Annotated in this window: 17 protein-coding genes, 1 other RNA gene and 1 other annotated feature; of the genes, 7 read left to right on the forward strand and 11 right to left on the reverse strand. The window is 41.4% G+C overall.

Features of this window, described 5'->3' with window-relative positions; genetic code table 11:
- Positions 1–159: 159 nt before the first annotated feature.
- Positions 160–1,149 carry a BC_2427 family protein gene (locus ACFPRA_RS17195; RefSeq protein ID WP_381437407.1) on the reverse strand — a complete coding sequence of 330 codons (990 nt, stop codon included), beginning with the start codon at positions 1,147–1,149 and terminating at the stop codon, positions 160–162.
- Positions 1,150–1,287: 138 nt separating this feature from the next.
- Here ACFPRA_RS17195 and ACFPRA_RS17200 point away from each other — a divergent pair, with 138 nt between their 5' ends.
- Together ACFPRA_RS17200 and ACFPRA_RS24970 are read left to right on the forward strand one after the other, a co-directional pair.
- Positions 1,288–2,277 (forward strand): M23 family metallopeptidase, encoded by a 990-nt coding sequence (locus tag ACFPRA_RS17200; protein ID WP_381437409.1) that lies wholly within the window; start codon positions 1,288–1,290, stop codon positions 2,275–2,277.
- A gap of 668 nt (positions 2,278–2,945) precedes the next feature.
- Positions 2,946–3,359 carry a methyl-accepting chemotaxis protein gene (locus ACFPRA_RS24970; RefSeq protein WP_408020215.1) on the forward strand — a complete coding sequence of 138 codons (414 nt, stop codon included), beginning with the start codon at positions 2,946–2,948 and terminating at the stop codon, positions 3,357–3,359.
- Between the two features lie 485 nt (positions 3,360–3,844).
- On the opposite strand, the gene ACFPRA_RS17210 is transcribed toward ACFPRA_RS24970, so the two are convergent.
- Entirely contained in the window at positions 3,845–4,861 is a 1,017-nt protein-coding gene (locus ACFPRA_RS17210; RefSeq protein ID WP_381437413.1) for an LLM class flavin-dependent oxidoreductase, read from the reverse strand.
- 187 nt (positions 4,862–5,048) lie between these two features.
- Positions 5,049–5,278 (forward strand) — a binding site (T-box leader).
- A 158-nt stretch (positions 5,279–5,436) separates the two neighbouring features.
- Between ACFPRA_RS17210 and serA the strand changes: the two genes are divergently transcribed.
- Positions 5,437–7,023 carry a phosphoglycerate dehydrogenase gene (gene serA, locus ACFPRA_RS17215; RefSeq protein ID WP_381437415.1) on the forward strand — a complete coding sequence of 529 codons (1,587 nt, stop codon included), beginning with the start codon at positions 5,437–5,439 and terminating at the stop codon, positions 7,021–7,023.
- A 278-nt stretch (positions 7,024–7,301) separates the two neighbouring features.
- Here the strand turns inward: serA and ACFPRA_RS17220 are convergent, their stop codons facing one another.
- Together ACFPRA_RS17220 and ACFPRA_RS17225 are read right to left on the reverse strand one after the other, a co-directional pair.
- Complete coding sequence (locus ACFPRA_RS17220; RefSeq protein ID WP_381437417.1) at positions 7,302–8,111, reverse strand: HAD family hydrolase; 810 nt, start codon at positions 8,109–8,111, stop codon at positions 7,302–7,304.
- Positions 8,112–8,254: 143 nt separating this feature from the next.
- Positions 8,255–9,352: a branched-chain amino acid aminotransferase gene (locus ACFPRA_RS17225; protein WP_381437419.1), complete on the reverse strand. Its 1,098-nt coding sequence runs from the start codon at positions 9,350–9,352 to the stop codon at positions 8,255–8,257.
- A 334-nt stretch (positions 9,353–9,686) separates the two neighbouring features.
- On the opposite strand from ACFPRA_RS17225, the gene thpR reads away from it, so the two are divergent.
- Both thpR and ssrS read left to right on the forward strand, forming a co-directional pair.
- Positions 9,687–10,229, forward strand: a complete 543-nt coding sequence (thpR, locus tag ACFPRA_RS17230) for an RNA 2',3'-cyclic phosphodiesterase (RefSeq protein ID WP_381437422.1) — start codon at positions 9,687–9,689, stop codon at positions 10,227–10,229.
- 73 nt (positions 10,230–10,302) lie between these two features.
- A non-coding RNA gene (ssrS, locus tag ACFPRA_RS17235) (6S RNA) lies at positions 10,303–10,495 on the forward strand.
- 38 nt (positions 10,496–10,533) lie between these two features.
- Here the strand turns inward: ssrS and corA are convergent.
- The gene (gene corA, locus ACFPRA_RS17240) at positions 10,534–11,496 is read right to left on the reverse strand and encodes a magnesium/cobalt transporter CorA (RefSeq protein WP_381437424.1); all 963 of its coding nucleotides are present in this window, start codon (positions 11,494–11,496) and stop codon (positions 10,534–10,536) included.
- 167 nt (positions 11,497–11,663) lie between these two features.
- Here corA and ACFPRA_RS17245 point away from each other — a divergent pair, with 167 nt between their 5' ends.
- Positions 11,664–12,365, forward strand: coding sequence for a DUF421 domain-containing protein (locus tag ACFPRA_RS17245; RefSeq protein WP_381437426.1), 702 nt, complete (start codon positions 11,664–11,666; stop codon positions 12,363–12,365).
- Positions 12,366–12,483: 118 nt separating this feature from the next.
- Here the strand turns inward: ACFPRA_RS17245 and ACFPRA_RS17250 are convergent, their stop codons facing one another.
- The 5 genes from ACFPRA_RS17250 to ACFPRA_RS17270 all read right to left on the reverse strand — a co-directional run bounded on the left by ACFPRA_RS17250 (position 12,484) and on the right by ACFPRA_RS17270 (position 19,006).
- Positions 12,484–12,933 (reverse strand): SRPBCC family protein, encoded by a 450-nt coding sequence (locus tag ACFPRA_RS17250; RefSeq protein WP_381437428.1) that lies wholly within the window; start codon positions 12,931–12,933, stop codon positions 12,484–12,486.
- On the reverse strand, positions 12,930–15,161 hold the full coding sequence (gene helD, locus ACFPRA_RS17255; protein WP_381437430.1) for an RNA polymerase recycling motor HelD: 2,232 nt from the start codon (positions 15,159–15,161) through the stop codon (positions 12,930–12,932). Before helD ends, ACFPRA_RS17250 begins: the two co-directional genes overlap by 4 nt.
- 139 nt (positions 15,162–15,300) lie before the next feature.
- A complete protein-coding gene (locus tag ACFPRA_RS17260) occupies positions 15,301–17,052 on the reverse strand; it encodes a GGDEF domain-containing protein (protein ID WP_381437433.1) in 1,752 nt (583 codons plus the stop codon).
- Positions 17,053–17,216: 164 nt separating this feature from the next.
- Positions 17,217–17,897, reverse strand: coding sequence for a GNAT family N-acetyltransferase (locus ACFPRA_RS17265; RefSeq protein WP_381437435.1), 681 nt, complete (start codon positions 17,895–17,897; stop codon positions 17,217–17,219).
- Entirely contained in the window at positions 17,894–19,006 is a 1,113-nt protein-coding gene (locus tag ACFPRA_RS17270; protein ID WP_381437601.1) for a mandelate racemase/muconate lactonizing enzyme family protein, read from the reverse strand. Before ACFPRA_RS17270 ends, ACFPRA_RS17265 begins: the two co-directional genes overlap by 4 nt.
- An 88-nt stretch (positions 19,007–19,094) precedes the next feature.
- Here ACFPRA_RS17270 and ACFPRA_RS17275 point away from each other — a divergent pair, with 88 nt between their 5' ends.
- Complete coding sequence (locus ACFPRA_RS17275; RefSeq protein WP_381437437.1) at positions 19,095–20,345, forward strand: transcriptional regulator; 1,251 nt, start codon at positions 19,095–19,097, stop codon at positions 20,343–20,345.
- A gap of 79 nt (positions 20,346–20,424) precedes the next feature.
- Here the strand turns inward: ACFPRA_RS17275 and nhaC are convergent, their stop codons facing one another.
- Positions 20,425–21,882, reverse strand: coding sequence for a Na+/H+ antiporter NhaC (nhaC, locus tag ACFPRA_RS17280; RefSeq protein WP_381437439.1), 1,458 nt, complete (start codon positions 21,880–21,882; stop codon positions 20,425–20,427).
- Positions 21,883–22,022 lie beyond the last annotated feature (140 nt).

Genomic DNA, 22,022 nt, shown 5'->3' on the forward strand with positions numbered 1-22,022 from the left:
AAATTAATTTTGTAAGCTTACATTCATACATTATGTTAGAGTGGCTTGATGGCACGGGCAAAACACTTGGAGTTGTCCAAATTATTGTTACAAAATTAAACACAATGAAATTCAGTAGAATCAAAAGAAAATGACCCTGGTGCAAATGCCAGAGTCATCTCAATTTAGATGATTAAGATTCACATAAATCGCCTGTTCTTGTAGCAATTGGATTATTAATTCCAACGTAATTTTTTCATGCAACTTCATGATCTTCCGCCTTTTTCTATTACGGCTTTTTTTAGGTGGCATTGCACTATATTTAATATTTTGTTCGATATGTCCTTCAATCACTAACATTCCATTGGATACTGCACATGTGCCATCACCTAGTGATTTAGAAAATCCAATTGGTATGAAATGACATTTCGTCAGAACAATATGATTAGTCACTTCCTTAACCCTTATTACCTTTTCTTCAAACAAAATCTCTTCTTCAATACATAATTCAATATTGTATTCTCCTAATACGACCGGTACCCTGATTTTTATGTAATCATTAGCTTCATTTATATGTTTTGATTTCCCTATTTTTTTCGAAGTATGGATAGGTGTGACAATTGATTGACCGCTAGTTTTCCCTTGTTTTTCCAATCTATCCCTACGGCTAATATTCGTTAAATAGATGATCTCATGAATTGCAGAACTTACTAAATGACAAGAAGGCCGTTCTGGGTAACAAGTGGTTGTAGTTATGAATTTTGTATCTGATTCAAGACTTTGTGTATTAGATTGATCCAGAAACTCAAATGTATTTTGATTGATTTCACTAAATAGAGGCTCTTGAAGAAAATCATCAATTCCTACAAATGTTGAAAATGGGCTTTTTATACACTTACAATAAATTTCACTACTTTTAGGAATGTCATTTATAAATCGGGATTCAGAAAAATTTACAGGCTCAATTTCACATTCTATACGATTATGTTCACCAATCATTGAAGAATTATGAACAATTGTTAGTGAAAAAGGATTATCGGGTTGAATCGCTTGGACCTTTTTCAGCACATTCACCAGTTGAGCGATAGCTAGTTCTTCATTTTCAGTACTATCTAATATTGGAACCACGGAATTTTCATTATATTCCACTCCTAATAAAATGAAGGTCATTATTAATTTATGCTTAGTGATGGGTGAAAGTCACTCACAAAAATCGAAAACGAGTCCGAATTATACACCTTAACTTCAAGCTCATGAAAAAGAACATTTGGGGAATTCTAGACAGACGTATCAAAAGGAGGGTTTTTCGTGCACCACAGATTTCTTTTACCGCTATATATATGCGCATTATCATGGATTTTCATTACGGTCGTCTATGCAAAAGATGAACCTACACAAGAAGAACTTTTGGATTTGCGGATGCAACTGTATTTGCAATTCGAGTCGATTGCAAGCCCTTGGTATTATTTAGCAGCTATCGATCAGTTTGAACGGAATATCCAGCAAGTACGGAATGATATTCCAGAAAGGGAAGGTCCTATTGCCATTCAGTTTTCTGAAGAATTTTGGGGCGGTGCCCAAAACCCGGATAGTACGGATACATCCCCCGAATCGATCACTTACTTTAATGGCAATGGTTTAGATGGAGACGCCGATGGGATTGCCGATCCGAATAATCCACAAGATATCCTCTATACGATGGTCAACTACCTCAGTCGATACGGACAAACAGAAGAAGATTTCAAATTGGCTTTATTTGATTACTATCAACGCGAAGAGACGGTTAACCAAATTTTAACGATTGCAAAACTGTATAATCATTTTGAAACCTTGGATTTGGATGAACACTCTTTTCCAATTCCAACTAACTACAACTACAGTTACAGAGGGACTTGGGGTGCAAGCCGAGGATGGGGCGGCAGACGTATTCATGAAGGAACCGATTTGTTTGCAGGATATGGTACTCCCGTTCGATCCACGTCTTATGGCGTCATTGAGATCATGGGCTGGAACGAGTTCGGTGGTTGGCGTGTCGGCATTCGCGACAATCATAATACGTACCACTATTTTGCCCATTTATCTTCGTTTAATAAGGATTTGAAGGTAGGCGACGTTGTAGAACCTCGAACAATTGTCGGTTATGTCGGCAGTTCCGGCTACGGAAAAGAAGGAACTTCCGGTAAATTTCCTCCTCATTTGCATTACGGCATGTACAAATATAACGGACGGACGGAATGGTCTTTTGACCCCTACCCTTCTTTACGCGTCTGGGAACGACAAGATAAGCAACGTAAATGACAGTGATGGAAAGATCGTACACAAACTGATTTTTTTATATTCACTCCTTTTGACAGTTCGGGAAGTGCTCTAACACTTCCCGTCTGAAGAAGGAGTTTTTTGCAATTGTGCTCTTTACGCTTTAGCAAATAACTAAGCGACTGCCATTTTGCTCCAATTAGACCTTCCATTGCCCTAGGTAATTTGTTATAATTCTAATTATTGTGATAAAAAGTACAAATTTTCTCATCTCACAATGTATTTCGTTTAAGGGGGAAATAAAGTTGCATTCGAAATTAGCAAGCTTAAAACAGTCGATGAGAGACTTCCAAAAAACATATCCGGAAGATGCCTGTCTTGTATTAGGCGATCATGAAGGAACGTTGCTAGAATACTTACCTGGAAAAACCATTGATATCAAAGTAAAAATCGGAGATAAAATACTCAGTAACTCCGTGACCATGAAAGCACTCCGAGAGGGGCGGCTTTTGCGGGAGGAAAACGATTCTTCCAATTTCGGCTTTCCTTATATTTCTTTGGCTCAACCCATATTCGATGGACGGGAAGTCATCGGCGTATTGAGTGCACTCATCTCATACGAAAAGGTTTCAACATTGCGCTCGGGGGCGACAAATTTGGCTGCAGCTGTCCAAGAAATGTCAGCAATGACCGAAATGATGACTAATGCAATGACAGACGTGACCACTCAGCTGCAAGCGTTATCTGAACGATCTGGAACAGTCAGACAGGATATTTCTAAAATCATCGATGTCTTGTCATTAGTGAAAAATATTGCCCGCCAGTCGAATATTTTGGGCCTGAACGCTTCGATTGAAGCAGCCAGAGCTGGCGAACAAGGTAAAGGATTTTCAGTCGTTGCACATGAAATTCGAAAAATGGCTGACCACAGTAATGAAAGCGCCACCAAAATAGAAACACAATTAGACATCATTACAAATGCGATCGATGAAATGAATGTCTCGACCAGCCACATCGCTTCTTTTACGGAAGAACATCATGCCAGCATGGAGGAACTCAACGGTACCTATTCGAAATTAAACCAATTGGCCGACGAACTTCTGCAGACAAGCACGATCGATTAGTTGTTTAACTTGATTCAGCAGAAGTCCCCCACTTACATAAGTGGCGGGATGAATGCCAGAAGGCATTTCAATCAGAGGGAGTCCAAACTCCCTCTAGCTGACGCTTCGCTTTAGTACAAAAAGATTTGCTGCTTAGAGGAACTCAGGCTAAGGTCACCGCGTCCTGCGGCGACGCCTGAGTGACCAACATCCTGTTGGCCCAAGCCTCCGGCGGATGTCACAGATTTTGAAAGAAGTTAATTGCGAATCGAACGGCGAAGGGTTCGATTTGCCGTATTTCTGTGTTCTTTGCAGAAATTAAGGCACCGGCCATTAGAAAGCGCAATTCAAAATCTGGACGCAATCACACCGAGGCGCGATTGATAGGAAAGCCCTGCATAAATTTCAGCAGGGCTGTTAATCACCCAATAAATTTTTAAATAAAAATTTTATAAATAAATAAAATCCACGCTCCTCCTGGAAGAACGTGGATTGAATAGAGAAAATTATTCCATCATTTTTGCAACAATTTCATAGGAACGCAAGCGGGCTTGTTGGTCATATATTTGCGAGTTGATGATCAATTCATCCGCCTTTGTTTCTTGAATAAAACTTTCCAACTTCCGCTTGACCGTTTCAGGACTTCCGACCATCGTTGAGCGAGAATCGAGTGTTCGTTCGACGGATGCGCGTTCGTAAGGAGACCACAATTCGTCGATGTTGCTGATTGGCGGTTTCAACTGTGTAGGCATGCCTCTCGTCAAGCTGAGGAACTGCTGTTGCTGGGATGTTGCCAAGAATTTCGCTTCCTCATCCGTCTCCGCCGCGATGACATTGATACCAAGCATTGAATACGGTTGCTGAAGCATTTTTGATGGTCTGAAATGCTGATGATAAAGCTGTAGCGCCGGCAATGTATAGGCCGGTGCAAAATGACTGGCAAACGAAAACGGCAAACCTTCTTGTGCCGCGAGTTGTGCACTAAAACCACTTGAACCAAGCAACCAAATCGGTATTTCCAGACCTTCTCCTGGAAAGGCACGCACACGGGCAGTGCGATCCGGTTCAAAATACGCACGCAGCTCATCTAGCTGTTCCGGGAAGTCTTCCCCACTGCTATGAAGTGTTCGACGCAACGCATAAGCAGTCGCTTGGTCCGAACCTGGTGCACGGCCAAGGCCAAGGTCGATCCGTCCCGGATAAATCGATTCAAGTGTTCCGAATTGCTCGGCAATGACCAAAGGAGCGTGATTTGGCAACATAATGCCACCCGACCCGACACGTATTTTTTGTGTCGCACCCGCTATATGTCCGATGAGGACAGAAGTTGCAGAACTCCCGATACCCGGCATATTATGATGTTCCGCTAACCAATAGCGATGAAAACCCCAACGCTCCGTATGCTGAGCCAATTCCACACTATTTTTAAAGGACAGCATTGCATCACTGCCTTCATTGATCGGCGATAGATCTAAAACGGACAGCGGGATATTATTGAATTTCTTTATTTTTTCGTCATTCACTTCAGTTCACTCCTCCTTTGCTTCTTCTTTTATGATACCTTTATGGAAATACAATCTCTAACAATGTGCCTTCATGTGGAACCGTTCTACTTTTCACTTATTTTTTAAAAATTTCAAATGAAAGTGAAATAGACGCTTGACATTTTTTTCGCATTTGTTATGATTAGTTCTAAATTTAATATTTCTTTTAACTATTGCGATGAAGATAAGCTTTACGCTAAGAAATCTGAAGAGAGCTGATGGGTGGTGCAAATCAGTGGTTTCAACGTAAAGTAGCACTTCTGAATAGATTGGTTGAAATAGAGAGTAGGCCAATCCGATCCATGCCCGTTAAGCATGCTAACCGAGACTGTCTAGTAATATAGGACAGTGAACAAGGGTGGTACCGCGTGAGTAGTTCAGCTTTTCGCCCCTTACATTTGTAAGGGGTGGAAGGCTTTTTTTATTGTTTATTGTTTAGAAAGGGGAAAAGAACGATGTGAAGTAATTTTTAGCTTTTGCATGTTTTCATAGTTGTCCCACATCCACTAGTCCATAAAAAAACTTGTACATAAATCAAAGGAGTGTCGATCAAGATGTCTTTTAATATTCTTATTAGTGATCCATTAAGTGAAGATGGTATTTTTCCATTACGCCAAGCGGAAGGTATGAACATTGTTGTAGATACGACTTGTACGCCCGCTGAACTTGCCGAAAAAATCCGTGATTACGATGCGCTACTAGTCCGCAGTCAGACACAAGTCACACGCGATATCATTGAGAATGCACCGAACTTGAAAATCATCGGTCGTGCGGGGGTCGGCGTCGATAACATCGACTTGGATGCTGCAACAGAACACGGAATCATTGTCGTCAACGCGCCGGATGGCAATACAAACTCTGCGGCGGAACATACGATAGCGATGCTCACAGCTTTGGCAAGAAAAATTCCGCAGGCTTTCAATTCATTGAAAAGCGGCGAATGGGATCGCAAATCATTCATCGGGGTTGAATTGAAAAACAAAACACTCGGTGTCATTGGACTTGGTCGCATCGGGGCTGAAGTGGCTGCACGGGCAAAAGGACAAAGAATGAATGTCATTGCTTACGATCCGTTCTTAACCGAAGAAAAAGCGAAAAAAATGGGCATCAGTTCAGGAACGGTCGAAGAAGTATTAAAAGCTGCGGATTTCATCACGATCCATACGCCTCTACTCAAAGAAACACGCAATATGATCAATGCAGAAGCATTTGCGATCATGAAAGAAGGCGTCCAAATCGTCAACTGTGCACGCGGTGGGATTATCGATGAAGATGCACTCTATGATGCGATTGTTTCGAAGAAAGTCGCCGGTGCCGCACTCGACGTATTTGAACAGGAGCCTTTCGTCGGTCATAAATTATTGACACTGCCTGAAGTGATTGCAACTCCTCACCTAGGGGCAAGCACGATTGAAGCACAGGAAAGCGTCGCAATTGATGTCAGCCATGATGTTGTCACATTCTTGAATGGAGGGGCAGTCCGAAATCCTGTCAATCTCCCTTCTGTTTCAAAAGAAGTATTGGCGAAAATCGAACCATTCTTCGATTTGTCAGAAAAAATCGGTATCTTCTTATCCCGATTAAGCAATAAAGTCATCGAAGAAGTGAACATCTACTATGCAGGTGAACTAGCCGAATCGGATGTCAGACCACTCACACGGAACACGTTAAAAGGTTTACTGAAACGCAATCTAGGCGAACATGTCAATGATGTCAATGCAAAATATCTCGCTGAGCGCTTCGGCATTAAAGTGAACGAACATAAAACATCGACAACGAAAGGTTTCTCCAATTTGATCACTGTGGAAATTACAACAGCAAGCGGGATTCGTCGCGTATCAGGTACATTGTTAAATGGACTAGGTGCCCGCATTGTCAAAGTGGATGATAATCTAGTAGATATCAGCCCAGAAGGTCACTTGCTCTTTGTCAAACATAAGGACCAACCTGGTGCAATCGGCCGTGTCGGAACAATGCTCGCTGTCGAAAACATCAACATCGCCACGATGCAAGTGGGTCGCTCAACTGTAGGCGGCGACGCCATCATGATGCTCACTGTCGATAATCATGTGAAACAAGAAAACGTCAGCCGTTTAAAAGAATTGGAAGACATTTATGACGTTATCGCAATCGATCTATAATAAAGTGGAAAAGAGGCCTATCTTTCGTAGATGGGCTTCTTTTTTGTATGCGTAGTTATGTGGTTTTATGATCAATTGAAATGGTTGATTGAGCGATTTCTTTGATTCTAGGAGCACTTGGGGGGGGATTTTTGAGCGCAGGAGCTTCGCTTTGATCACTGCTACCGATGATTGAGCGTCTCCCCTGATTTATGAGCGCGAGGGTGAATTTATGAGTATGGAAAATTTCCTCACTTAAAAAAACCTATCTGCGCTTGCAGATAGGTTTTGATTATCTTTTATTTTCCTATAACTTCTTCCGTTGCAAGCGTGTCAAGGATCGGCATCAACTTCTCCAAATGATCGATTTCGTACGTTGGTACGCTTTCCTCGCTCCGTTCTTTGTTCTCGCGGTTGATCCACACGGAACGCATGCCGACACGGGAAGCTCCAAGTATGTCTGTCATTAGATTATCGCCGACCATGATGGCTTCATCTGCAGACACTTCGCATGTAGATAAGACATGTTGGAAAATGGATGGATCCGGCTTCCCTTTTCCGAATGCCCCCGAAATGATGATATGCTCGAAATAAGGAGCAATCTCCGGTGTGATTGTAAGTTTTGTCTGTTGGAGGCTAGGAGAACCATTTGTCAATAAAACAAGTTGGTAGTTATCTTTTAGTCGATCCAGCACTTTGAATGTTTCTTCATAAATAAATGGACTCTTTTTTCGCTCCGCTGGAAATAGTTCTGCAAGTTCACTGCCAAGATTTGCATCATCGATTCCCAATCGCTGCAACCCTTTTGTCCATGCATCGCGCCGATAACTCGGCACAATCTCCTTCATTTTTTGAAAAAACTCCCCTTCATCGTCAAACGTCCCCCAAATCCCTTCAAAGGGATTGATGCCAATCATTTGTGTGAATGCATATGTATCGTAAGAGGCATATAGCTCCCTCGCCTCCGCTCTAACCGCTTCTTCTAGTGTAGCCGGATCGATATGATAACTTTCAGCAGCCCGCTCACATGTCTTTCTAAATGCAGTTTCTACACTTTTCTTATCCCACAACAAAGTATCGTCCAAATCAAAAATGACTGTTTTGATCATCGAAATCTTCTCCTTATCCGTATTCCATACCAGTATACATGATTAGTACATAATTTTCCGATATTTTTTCAATAGATTTTAAAAGAGCTATAACCGAATCGGTTAATAGCTCTTTTACATTTCGATCTATAATTGTTGACGACTCAAACGCTTTTTACAACAGCCGTTTCTGTTACTTCTGTTACCCAACCGAACGGGTCTTCCAGTTCTCCAGTTTGGATGCCAGTGAGCACGTCGTATAATTTTTTGGACAGTTCTCCGGTTTCGCCATTATTAACGATAATTTTCTCATCTCGCCAATTCAGTTCGCCGATCGGAGAAACAACCGCCGCCGTTCCTGTACCGAATGCTTCTTCCAATGTGCCTGAACGATGAGCTTCATACACTTCTTCAATTGAAATTCTACGCTCACTTACAGGGATATCCCAATAGCGGATCAATTCAAGAATCGATTTTCTTGTGATCCCCTCCAAAATACTGCCATTCAACATCGGAGTCACGACTTCTCCGTTAATTTTGAAAAAGACGTTCATGCTGCCGACTTCTTCAATATATTTCCGCTCTACACCGTCTAGCCAAAGTACTTGGGAATAGCCTTTTCGATCCGCTATTTCCTGTGCCCGTAGACCAGCCGCATAGTTGCCAGCTGTTTTAGCTGTTCCCGTTCCGCCAGCCACCGCACGGACATACTCGTTTTCAACGAGAATTTTTACCGGATGAATACCTTCTTTATAATAGGAGCCAACTGGTGATAGGATAATGATGAACTTGTATTTTTTTGCTGGCGAAACGCCTAAATAAGGTTCAGTTGCGACCATAAATGGTCTTATATAAAGGGAGGTCCCTTCTGTAGTCGGAATCCACTCTTTATCGACCGTGATTAGTTGCTTCAACGCTTCAAGTGCATTTTCCTCATCGATTTGAGGCATGCACAAACGTTCGCTCGATTTGTTCATGCGGAGCATGTTTTCTTCGGGGCGAAACAGTAGAACCTTGCCATCTTTCCCGATATAGGCTTTTAATCCTTCAAAAACGGTTTGCCCGTAGTGAAAAATGGTTGCAGCCGGATCGATCTGAAGGGGTTCGTATGGCACGATTCGATGGTCAACCCATCCTTCTCCTTCAAAGTAATCAGCGACAAACATATGGTCCGTAAAGACTCTTCCGAATTCCAATTGATCGGATAAAGGCTTTTGTTTTTTCGTCTCGCTCAATCTGACTTGAATAGGGTAATTCGTCATGCTACCTGCATCTCCTTGGTTCTAATTTTAAAGCCAGACAATTTGGCTAATTCCGTAAAATTGGTAATTCAAAAGGAAAACAGTGTCTTTACAACCTTGACACTGATCATCCCATAAAATAGCCATTCTCGGAATTCATTTTCTAATAATATCGATTATATCAACATTTTTTAAAATATGCTATGGAATCCGCGAAAAAAATTTTCTTACAAAAATACTTTAGTATAAAATGAAAAACAAATGTAGCTGATCCTAACTTCTTCAGTTGACTTGTTCTTGCATGATTCGGTTACACTAGAAACAATGATCATCAAGTTCAAAGGAGGAAACTTAAATGCCCTCGCATTACTTTATTGGTATAAAAGGTCCAGCGGATTTTGAATCGCTCATCAATGCTTACAAAGAAAAGTACCATTTTACTGAAACATACAAAACGATTCCTCATCCAGACGATTTACATGTGACGTTAGTTTTCATCGGTGCCCTCCCTGAATCATCACTGTCTTTGCTCACGGAAAATTTGAATGTAATCGGGGAAAAGATATCGGCATTTCACATGCATATCAATGGATTATCGTATTTCGGTTCATCTGCTGGTCCGCGAGTTGTCTATTTTTCGGTTGACGCTTCCGAGGCATTAACGACACTGCAAAAGGAAGTCGATAAAACAGTCGCTGCCCTATTGAACCGGCCGATTTCGGACCGATTCACACCACATATAACAATTGCCAAAAAGCGTAAAACGACTAAACCGCTCTATATTCAAAAGGAAGAATGGGAACCGATTGAAGTACCGGTTGAATCCTTTTCTCTATTCACAATCCATCCAGAGAAATCCCCGAAGTATGAAGCTGTCGAGACGTTTATGCTTTCTTGAATGCGTATCAGTTATTTGTAGTATACAATATATTACTATTGCTTATTCTTTGTACTTCATTTATAATCATTAGTACAAGCTGCATTGTTCGTATTAACATTAAGTTTTAACCTTTAAGCTGTAAAAGGGAGTTTAAATCGAATTTGGAATGGCAGGCCTTGTTCTTCTTGAATAACAAGGACAAACAGGAAAATTTCTGCGAACACCCACTTTGAGGAGTGGTGGTTTAAAACTTTCTAATCACATACGGCAAAGGCGGCTTCATTATTCGCATACAAACCCGTTTCCAATGGAAACGGGTTTTTCAATATTTAAAAAAACTTAGCCATCCTTTATATTTAAAATACACGACCATTGCTGCCCCTATGATAAACATGATTCCTAGAATAAAGAAATAACCATAACGCCAATGCAGTTCTGGCATAACATCGAAATTCATCCCATACACACCTGCTATAAATGTCAACGGAATGAAGATGGAAGAAATGATGGTCAATGTCATCATGATGCTATTCATCCGATTCGAGTTGATGGATAATTGACTATCCCGAATATCGGACGTCAATTCACGGTTCGATTCAATCATTTCGCCCAACCGTAGCAAATGATCATGGATGTCCGAGAAGTAAGCACGTTCATGGGAGTTGAGGTCTAATCGCTGTGAATAAAGCATCCGATACAATAACTCCCGCATCGGAAAAATCGTACGCCGTAAGCGCAACAAATCACTGCGTACTTCGAATACATAATCCATCGACAAATGAACCGTCGTGGGTGACAGTTGGTCTTCGATTTCATTTAAATGATCTTCAATTTTATAGAGAATCGGGAAATAATGATCGACTACATTATCGATGATCTGATACGCTTTGAATATATGTCCCCGTTTCCACTTCCCGGAGTTTTCTATCCATTGTTCACGTGTTTTCGTCAGTTCCTCCATCTTATTGTAATGAAACGTAACAATATAGTTTTCTCCCAAGAATAGATTCAATTCTTCTGATGCTAAATCCTCCTGGCAAATAGTATGCAAGACGAAAAATACATACGCATCATAAAAATCCAGCTTAGGTCGTTGCATCCGGTACAGACAGTCTTCAATTGCCAACGGATGAAAATGAAAAAATGAATGCAGAAATGACTCTTCATCTGTTGTAGGCTGATCAAAATCCACCCAGTACCATTGCAATGAAAGGTCCCGAATGTCAGCCAATGAGAAATCAAAAATCAACTCACCGTCATCAGTAACTCCCATCGTACGAATCATTTCTCAACAACCTTCTTTCTTTACCGCCTCCGTTTAGTATGTGTTGTCAAATCATTCATATGCAAGTCATTCTTTCAATACAAAAACACTCAATCCACTTACATAATTTCTATTCACTAGGCAACCATACGTATTGAGAACGAACAATTTTTTGGGGTGTGGAGTAAATGGATTTTTTTCATGGCCAAGAAACGCTTACGACAATCCAGTGGATTTTGAGAGCCATTATTTCATTCATCTTTTTATTAGTGGCAACCAAAATTATGGGGGAAAGATCGATTTCCCAATTGCGCTTAATCGATTTCACCATCGCTTTAATACTTGGAAATATACTTGCCCACCCATTGTCTGATGAACAATTAGGGCTGAAAGGTTCCTTAATCACAACGACAGTACTCATTATTTTATACCTTCTTTGTGTATTCACTAGTTTGAAATGGGGTGTCTTCCGGAAATGGTTCGAACCTTCTCCTTATCCTCTAATCATCAATGGCGAAATCATGTTTACGAACTTGAGAAAAGCAAGAATCACGATCGATCATTTATTGTCAGAACTACGGAAAGAGAAAATTGAAGATATCCAGAAGATTGCACATGCACAATGGGAACCGGACGGTACGATTTCGTTTTTCCTGTCCCCCCAGTTTCAAGCATTGACCCCAGAGGATATGCAATTGGTCAAAAAACCATTTTCCTTTCCAAGAATTATCATTAAAGAAGGCAGAATTGATTTTAATGAATTATACCAGTCGGGTAAGGACCATGCATGGCTGGAAGATAAATTTTCAATCTTTAACGTGGATGCGCGTGAGATTTTACTCGCAACAATCGATAACAGCGATGAGATCAAAATTTATAGATATAAATAGTTCGGAGCAAGTGGCACGCATCCTTCCTTTCTATAGCAATACACTACTCTAATTAGAGAATAAGCCATTCCATCTGTAATTTCTCTTTGATGGAATGGCTTTTGCAAATTATGTTCCTCTAGTTTTCCGATTCAGCAACTCTTTTTACACGTTGTACAAATTCAACAACAACTTTGTCGCTGGCAAATAATAAAATTAGTTTCAAGAACCATTTTAGAGGGAGATTCGTCGCCGTATATTTAAATGAAGTCTTTTTATCATTTAGCCTGATCAATTCGTAGCGCGCTGTTATATCGAACATATTCGCCAGTGTAAAACCGACTTTCATCTTTTTTTCATCTGCTATATCGACATACTCCAATGTTTCTACTTCGTACTCCATCACCCTCTTTCCTCCTCTATGTTTTTGTACAAATACACTCCCAACCTTATCTTCCGTTATTTTTTTGGATGTATTTGCCACGACTTGAGGCATGATTTTTTGCATATTTTCCAACGACCCATCGAAGTACTTCCATACTTTCTCATTAGGCGCATCAATTTCAACTTCCTTTGTCCATTGTTTCATTTTACGAACCACCTTTCCGAAGTAAACTGACCTAGAAGATGCAGTTCATGCATTGGTCTTGTCATCGCTACGTATAACAGCTTCCGATCGATCGGATGATCCCGGAATGGCTCATCGAAAGCCGCAATTAGAACTGCATCAAATTCCAGTCCTTTTGCTAAGTGACTAGGAACGATCAGTAGACAATCTGCACTTATGTCGGACTGTTCCTCCAACAATTGAATAGACATTCCCATGTCTTGGAGCCTCATGTAATTCCGTTCTGCCTCAGCCCTTGTTTTACAGATCAAGGCGACTGAGCGATGACCGCGATTGATAATGTCACGATAAAGCTGGCTAATTGAGTCAGCTTCAAAAGACATCATCGCATGGAATTCCGGCTCCCTTCCATGACGAACAACCGGTTCAACCAGTGGAAGATCCTCATCCATCTCTAACAACACTTGATTCGCCAAATCCATAATTTCAATCGTTGTACGATAACTTTTTTGCAACGTCGTATACGTAGCCCTCGGGAAAATTGCTTTGACAGGATCCCAAGACGTTAACGCCCGATAACTATGGATCCCTTGTGCCAAATCGCCCACAAGGGTGAACATATCGGTTTCCAGCCCATCCCGTAATGCGGCGAGTTGAAATTCACTATAATCCTGTACTTCATCGATGAACACCACCCGCATTTTCCACTGATCACCGATCCCTTTCAACTTTGCATGTAAATAATAAAGGGAAGCCAAGTCTTCGATTTCCCATCTTTCCTTTTTATGTTCAGCAAAAAAAATAGCCCTTTCCTCTTCAGACCACTGGAAAGCGAGCTCCGTTTGTAATTGTTTATTCGTAAGCCAATTTCTATATAATTTCTTAATGTTGAACTTTTTAAATCTACGCATATAAACGGATGCCGTCGTTCTGCCTTCCTTTTCAATAGAAGGAAGTCTTTCATCACGTTCTTCCAATATTTTTGTCAGCTTCACTTTTCGTTTCTCTGCGTCCCGGGTCCCATAGAGCACTTTATCAAGCGCTTCCTCATATTTAGTGGTGAGTTTATCCAGTAGTTGTTTCCGCTTCCGTTTAACATCATTTTGTACAATGATTTTGATTCGCTCAAGCCTCTTCTCAACGGGCATATACGCAAACTCGTCCAAAAATAGTTTTTTCAAACGGGAAGCTTTCATAACCCGGTACTTCTCAATATAAATATCTTCGAAAAGTTCAGCCATTTCATGCTCCAACCGCTCCACATAGCGTTGCATGCTATCTCTATAAGCAAGCGTCCCTTTTACACGTGTACTAAATAAATGACGATTCTCAAGTATATCCGTCTCCGTCAGCCATTCTAACTTGCTGTTCGGATCTGTCAGCTTCAAGTTCAAACCGGTTGCTTGCAAAATATACTCCGCATAGGTCATCTGACAAATCCGCCCGACTCCAAGCTCAGGCAAGACATCTGCAATATAGTCCATAAACAGTTTCGACGGTGCTAAAATCATCAATTTATCAGAGGGAAAATGTTCTCCCATCGTATAGAGGAAATAAGAAATACGGTGTAGAGCGATCGTTGTCTTTCCACTTCCAGCAGCCCCTTGCACGATGATCGGCTGTTTTAAATTTGCACGTATGATCGCATTTTGTTCCGCTTGAATGGTTGTAACAATTTCTGTCAGTCGGGTATCTGCCTTGCCGGCAAGTGCCTCTTGAAGCAATTCGTCATTTGTTGTCAGATCAATATCACGAATCGCAAGCAGTTCGCCGTCTTCAATCTTGTATTGCCGCTTGGAGAACAGATGCCCCTTATGGGTTTCATCATGTACTTGGTAGGTGAGGTCACCGAGCCTACCATCATAATAGACATTCGCAACAGGCGATCGCCAGTCGACAATAATCGGTTCTTGCGTTTCTCTGTGAAATAAAGACGTTTTTCCAATATAAAGGAACTCGTCCATATCCCCTTCTTTTTGGAAATGAATCCTTGCAAAATAAGGCTTCTGCTGAATCGCTTCCAAGCCTTCCTTCTGAGAACGGGCCATTTCAAAAAAACGGGCGTTCGTCAAAATATTGATGTAACTTAAACTGGAGTCCAAATAATCCAAATCGGCCATCGATTGGCGAATTTCTTCTTGAGAGGATTTTACATCGCGTCTCGATTCTTCCAGTAACTGTTGCATGTACTGTTTTGTATAATCAAGACGCTGGTACTCAAATTCAAAATCAGGATGTTGCTCTGTCATACAAGTCCTCCATTTTGCGTATTTGCGTCCTGTCGATTTAGAAGGTGAGACGTTGAGGGATCATAGCGGTAGAATAGAACTGCATTCTACCATTCTCACCAGCAAGGAGCAAGTATTATTCGCAAAATAATAGAATAATTCATTCGGCAAACAAATAATTACTCCCAATCATTTGTTTACATCGCTTCTTCACTTCACTAACAATTCTCGCTAAATCATATGTCGTATGGAAATGATGATTCATAATACCCGCGATTGAAATCGTCAACAATGGGAACAACTCGTCCTTCCCATGTCTATTTTTGGAAGTGATCCATCCATTCGCGACATCTTTTGGTGTGTAGAATTGCTCGATGGACGCATCGAATTGCTGAATAATTTGTTCACAATACATCATACTTTGTTCCGTTGACGCCACGACAATAAAGTCATCCCCGCCAATATGGCCTATAAAATCAGACGGCAACACAATTTCCTTCAACAGTTTCGCCACATGCATTAAAATTTGATCGCCTTTTTCAAAACCGTATACATCATTGTATGGCTTGAAATTATCCAAATCCAAATAGAGTACAACATACCCTTCCTGTACTTCCACACATTGCTGTAATTGCTGCTCAATCAAAAGATTCCCTGGTAATTCCGTTAAAGGGTTCAAGTGTTTAGCAACATTCACTTCGATTTCTATTGTCTTCTCCAATAATTCTTTGACCGTGACAATGCCATAATAATCTCCATTTTGCGTCACCGTAATAAAATCATACAAGTGCTTCGCATCTCTTCTCATCGCAAGTTTTGCGACGGTATGGATCGGTGTCTCTACATCCACTTGTAAAAAATCCGTATCCATGATTTCAATAATCGGTTTATTACTAAACAGACTGTATCCAAAAGGTCCGCTAATTTTTACATGCAACTCATTTCGGGTGATCACACCGATGACCCGATTACCTTCAACGATACAAAATCCCGGTACCGATTGATCTTGATGCATCAATGTTTTCACTTCGTCAATTAAAACATGAGCTTCCAATGTTTGTAAAGGAGTGGACATTTCCTTCACAAATGGGCCTCCCAACCTCTTTAACGACCGGTTTTGTTTACGCTTGTTTTCATCTATGATCAACGCAATGACCTCTTCCCTTATTGGTAATAGATCTGGAGCTGGCTTCTGAATATAATAGCCTTGTCCAAAATGGACGCCTAATTCAATAAGCTTGACCAACTCCTTTTTCGTTTCAATCCCTTCAGCAATAATATAGATTTGAGAATGTGCTGCAAATTCACATAAACTTTTCACAAGTGACTGCTTCGTTTGATCACTATCAATATTCCGGATCAATTGCATATCCAACTTCATAAAATGCGGATGGATATCCGTTAAAATATTCAAGCCGGAATAGCCCGATCCTACATCATCGATCGCAATGTGATACGTTTGTTCTTTATAATGACGAACAGTTTGTTTAAAATGATTTAAATTGCTTATGGCTTCTTTTTCAGTAATTTCAAAAACAATGGTTTCCGCATCCATCTGAAATCGCCTTAAATAATCTTTTGTAAAGCCTTGCCTGAACTTGCGATCACTCATAATATTGGGATTGACATTTAAAAACAGTTTACCTGTTGTCTGTAATGCATGGGCAGTCTCCAAGGCTTTTGTTCGACAAAGTAATTCCAACTCCCATAACTGTCCATTTTCCATCGCATATGTAAATAATTTCGCAGGATTTTGCAAAGGGGTACGGACCGGCCCACGACTTAATGCTTCATATCCGAGAATCGTTCCGTCCTCCAATGAAATAATTGGCTGAAAAACCGTTTGTATATCCTGATTGTGAAGAATCCGATAAAATAATTGCTGTAAATAATTTTCCTCTAACTTAATCAAAAAGGCCCTCTCCATTCGATAGGTCATTACATCTATTTTATCGAATAGTTCAGTACCCTCTATCACAAACGAGTAATGATTCTGTTAAGTTATTGTAAATCCTATCTAAACCAATCGAAAACCCCTATTCCAATTCGGAATAGGGGTTTTCATCAAACAACTATTTATCTTTCATAACAAACGAACCACTTATCAACACGCTTCTCCATACCCGTACCTATCCAACCTTCTTGCAGGTACCTTTGCTGTTCTTCTGTTTGTTCCATTCCAATCAATCGCTTTTCCGCAAAATGCTTTTTCTCCGCCTGTGCAATTGATTTCAAAAATACATATCTCAACATGTTTCCATATTTCACTTTCAACGCAACGATTTCCATTCCGAGTCCAAACTTATCTTTGAGGCTGGCAATATTGAACGGTGCAACTGTAGCACAAATATAATGGAAGCGCCCTGTATCGACTTCTTGGAAAATCCGCTCGCCCAAAAGGGATTGCAGCCCGTTCCCCCGGAAATCAGGATCAACATTCGAGATTTCCGAATAGATGACCTTTGGAAGCTCGTTTTCTCGTAAACCTGCATCAATCCCTAGATGCTCAGCATCAATTTCCGGCTCAAGCATCGCCCGAAAGGCAATAAGTCGTTCTTTATAATAAGCTCCGATCATAATACCTTTCCCTTGAAGAATAGAGAGAAATTCTTCTTCTATCAGCGGCTGTAAAAAAGCACCGGTTGTCAAAGCGCCAAGCACTCTTTCCTGCAGCGCGAGAATTTCGGGAAGTTGTTCAGTAGTTAATTGGACAATAGACAGGTTACGGCCATCTTTCAATGTAAGTTGCTTGTTCATCCGGTTACCTTCTCTGAAAACACCGTCAGTTCTTGGAGTGTTGCTTCATCGATGTCGATTCCAAGTCCCGGTCTATCATTTAAACAGATAAACGGTACGTCATACTGTAAATTCCCAACATCTTTGCTGAATTTCAAAGGCCCCGTCAACTCGACACTCGTAATAACTTTCTTGGAAAATGACACATGGAAACCTGCGGCGGATCCGATTGACGATTCAACCATCGAACCGACTTGACACTCGATGCCCGCCATTTCCGCCATATGTGCCAGTTTCATCGCGGGATAAATACCGCCACATTTCATCAGCTTAATATTGACCTTATCTGCAGCGCGCTTTGCAATGATTTCCCTCATTTCACGAAATCCGCGCAAGCCTTCGTCAATCATCAGTGGAACGGACGACTTCGATTTCACTTCGACCATGCCATCGATATCATCCGCCTTCACCGGTTGTTCCAGCCAGTCAAGCGTAATATGTTCCAACTTCTTCAAGCCTTGCAACGTATTGGCGCTATTTTTCCAGCCTTGGTTAACATCTACCCGGATGGCAATATCCTCACCAACGCGAGCACGCACCGCTTCAATGCGTTTGACATCCTCAGCCACTTGCGTTCCGACTTTCATTTTCATAGAACGATAACCTGCCGCCACACGCTCTTCCGCTTCGTCCGCCATCGCTTCTGGAGACCCGATACTCAGTACATGCGTTATCGGAAACGCCTCATGGTATCTTCCGCCAAGCAAATCATAGACGGGGACTCCGAGCGCTTTACCGGCCGCGTCATAGCAAGCGATATCGAGCGCCGCCTTAGCCGTCGGTGCAGCATAAATTTCAGCGTCCATCAATGCATGGATCCGTTCCATATGCAATGGATTTTCTCCAATCAATTTCGGTGCAAGGGTATTCTTCAAAATGGCAAATGTGCCTTCCCAGCTCTCACCAGTAACATGTTCATCTGCAACACCTTCTCCGTACCCTACAACACCTGTATCCGTAGTGATTTTTACAATAATCGATGGCATGTAATCATAGGAGGCATAACTAATAACAAATGGTTCATAAAGCGGTAAATGAATAGCATAAATATCGATTTCTGAAATTTTCATCATCTAAAAGTCCTTTCCGTTGGCAAATTATTTATTTCATTGTATCATTGTCGTTAAATAGTCGCTAATAAAAAGGTGGTCATCTATATTGAAAATAAAAATTGCTGTCATAGGGTCTGCAGATTTTTGCGAACGCACGAGACAACTTACCTCAGCTCGAACGGATATCGAGCTGAATTCATATGTATATGAAGAACCGCAGCAGGCGCCCGATTTGATCCGTTCGCTTACACCTTGTGACGTCCTCTTTTTCTCAGGCTCGCTTCCCTACTTGTATGCAAAGGAAGCCTTGGAAAACGTCCCGATCCCTTCCGTTCATTTGAAGCAGGACGAAACAGAGTTTGCCGTTACCCTTCTCCATCTTGCTTTGCAGAGGTCGCTGGATTTAAAACGGATTTCCATTGATGTACGCAGCAAACAAAATATCGAATCTGTATTATCAGATTTAAACTGTACAACAGAAAGACCCTTCGTTCACATCCTGCAAGACAATGAGCCGATACAAGCCATTATTGCGTTTCATAAACAATTGGCGTTACAACAGAAAACGGATATGGCCATTACGAGTGTACACGCGGTACACGAACAACTGCAACAGCAAAATATCCCGGCCATGAAAATGATTGACCCTGAAAGCTCCATTTTGCGTACGATTGAACTCGCTAAACAACAAGCCATTTTACATAAGAGTAACTCTGCTCAAATCGCAGTTGGCATCGTTAAAAATAACGACTGTACCTTAGACACAGCCCCCATCACCGAAATGATAGCGTCTATCTTACAAGCCCATTGGGAAAAACAAAATCGAACATTTACGTTGTTTACGACGATGGGGAATATTGAACAAGCATTGAAAAGGAACGATTTTCTGTCTGCTTACCAACAGTTGTTTGGAAAAGCTAAACTGGCTTTTGGCTGCGGGGAGACGATTATCGAAGCGACTGAAAACGCGCAGTTCGCACTGGATTTCATACACCAAAACGATGATCATTCTTTTTATGTGCTGGATAGCGATAAAAAAATGCACGGTCCTTTTCCTGAAACTGGCGTTGCCATTGAAATGAAGGTAAACGATCCCGCCTTAGTGGCAATGGCTGAGAAAACAAAACTGAGTCCGGCAAATGTTTCAAAACTGCTGTCTTTTAGCCATTCCCGTCAAACGAAACAGTTTACCGCACATGATTTAGCCCTCTATCTGAATGTTTCCCGAAGAACCGCAGAACGGACACTAAAAAAGCTTGTCGACTTCAACTATGCCAAAATCATTGGGGAAGAGATGGCCTACAAACAAGGCAGACCTCGTTCCCTTTACGAACTTAACCTACCTACATACTTGTGAGAAAAAAGGAAAGTCATCAAATTGCTGATAGACTTTCCTTTTTGAATACGTTCATAAGGACATACAAGTTCGAGACGAATCAGCCTAAACTAACTTCTTGATCTTTCAGCTGTTCTTTTTCTAACTCTTTCTGGGCAATTTCTATTTTTTCCTGTTCTGTCAATTTAACAATCGTGAACCCGGTAAACGCATACAAGATGGAAATGATCGGAACGATGAAGTTCAGAACAGCGTACGGACCAAACTCGAAAACGCTAACACCTAGCGTTCCTAAAATGAAGACTCCACAAGTATTCCAAGGGATGAACACGGAAGTGAGGGTTCCGCCGTCCTCAAGGGAACGGGATAAGTTTTTCGAGTGCAAGCCTTTATCGCGGTATGCATTACTGAACATCCGTGCCGGAACGACAATGGAAATATACTGTTCAGAACAAGAAGCATTCGTCAAAAAGCAAGCCCCGATCGTTGATGCAATCAACGAAGCGGAAGACTTCACTACTTTCAGCAATTGGTTCATCAACGCTTTCAGCATACCTGAAAATTCCAAGATTCCACCGAAAGTCATGGCAACAATCGTCATGGAAACCGTGTACATCATGGAATCCAAACCGCCTCCATTGAAAAGCCCATCGACCATTTCATTGCCCGTTTCAATCTTAAATCCACTCTGCAATGCTTCAATCCCTCCGACAAGCGAACCGCCTTGTACAAAAGTTTGAGACAGGAAACCAAGTGTAATTCCTACAAGCAAAGCCGGAATCGCAGGCACTTTTAAAGCGACCATAACGATGACCGCAAGTGGCACGAGTAACAGCCATGGCGTAATCAAGAAACTTTCTTGTAACACTTGTGATGTTTGCGCAATTTCGACCGCTTCAATTTGACTCGTTGTAAACTTCTTCCCTAAAAAAGTATAGACGCCAAGGGCAATGAGTAACCCTGGAATAGTCGTAAACAACATATGTTTAATATGGTCAAACAAATCCGTACCAGTCAAACCGGCCGCTAAGTTCGTCGTATCGGATAATGGGGACATCTTATCTCCAAAATAAGCGCCAGAAATAATGGCACCAGCAATCATCCCCGCCGGAATTCCCATGCTCAATCCAATCCCCATTCCCGCAACGCCTATCGTTCCCATCGTCGACCATGAACTCCCAATCGCTATGGAAACAATACAACAAATGAGACAAATCGCAACGAGGAACCAAGATGGTGTAATAATTTTCAACCCATAGAAAATCATCGTCGCAACAATTCCGCCCCCCATCCAGGCTCCGATCGTCAATCCGACCAACATGATAATTACAACTGCCGGTAACGCCAAACGAATCCCCTTATAGATCATTTCTTCAATGTCTTTCCACGTATACCCCATTTTCCAAGCGACCAACGCAGCCGTCGTCGTCCCAATGATCAACGGAATATGCGGGCCTTGCTCTAATTTAACGACGGTGAAAATCATGACAATGATCATGACTGTTAGAGGTAACATCGCCAGCCAAAAACTAACTTCTCTCCCATTCCTTTGCTCCATCTAAATCCCCCCAATAATTTATTTTCACAAAATTAATAACTGTCGCTTAATAGTCGTTATTAGCATCTTAATGGTTTCATAATGGAAAGTCAATATGATTCAGCTTTATTTTGTAAGCGATTTCACTTTTTATATAAAAA

The sequence above is a fragment of the Sporosarcina soli genome, from assembly GCF_042655805.1.
Lineage (GTDB): Bacteria > Bacillota > Bacilli > Bacillales_A > Planococcaceae > Sporosarcina > Sporosarcina soli.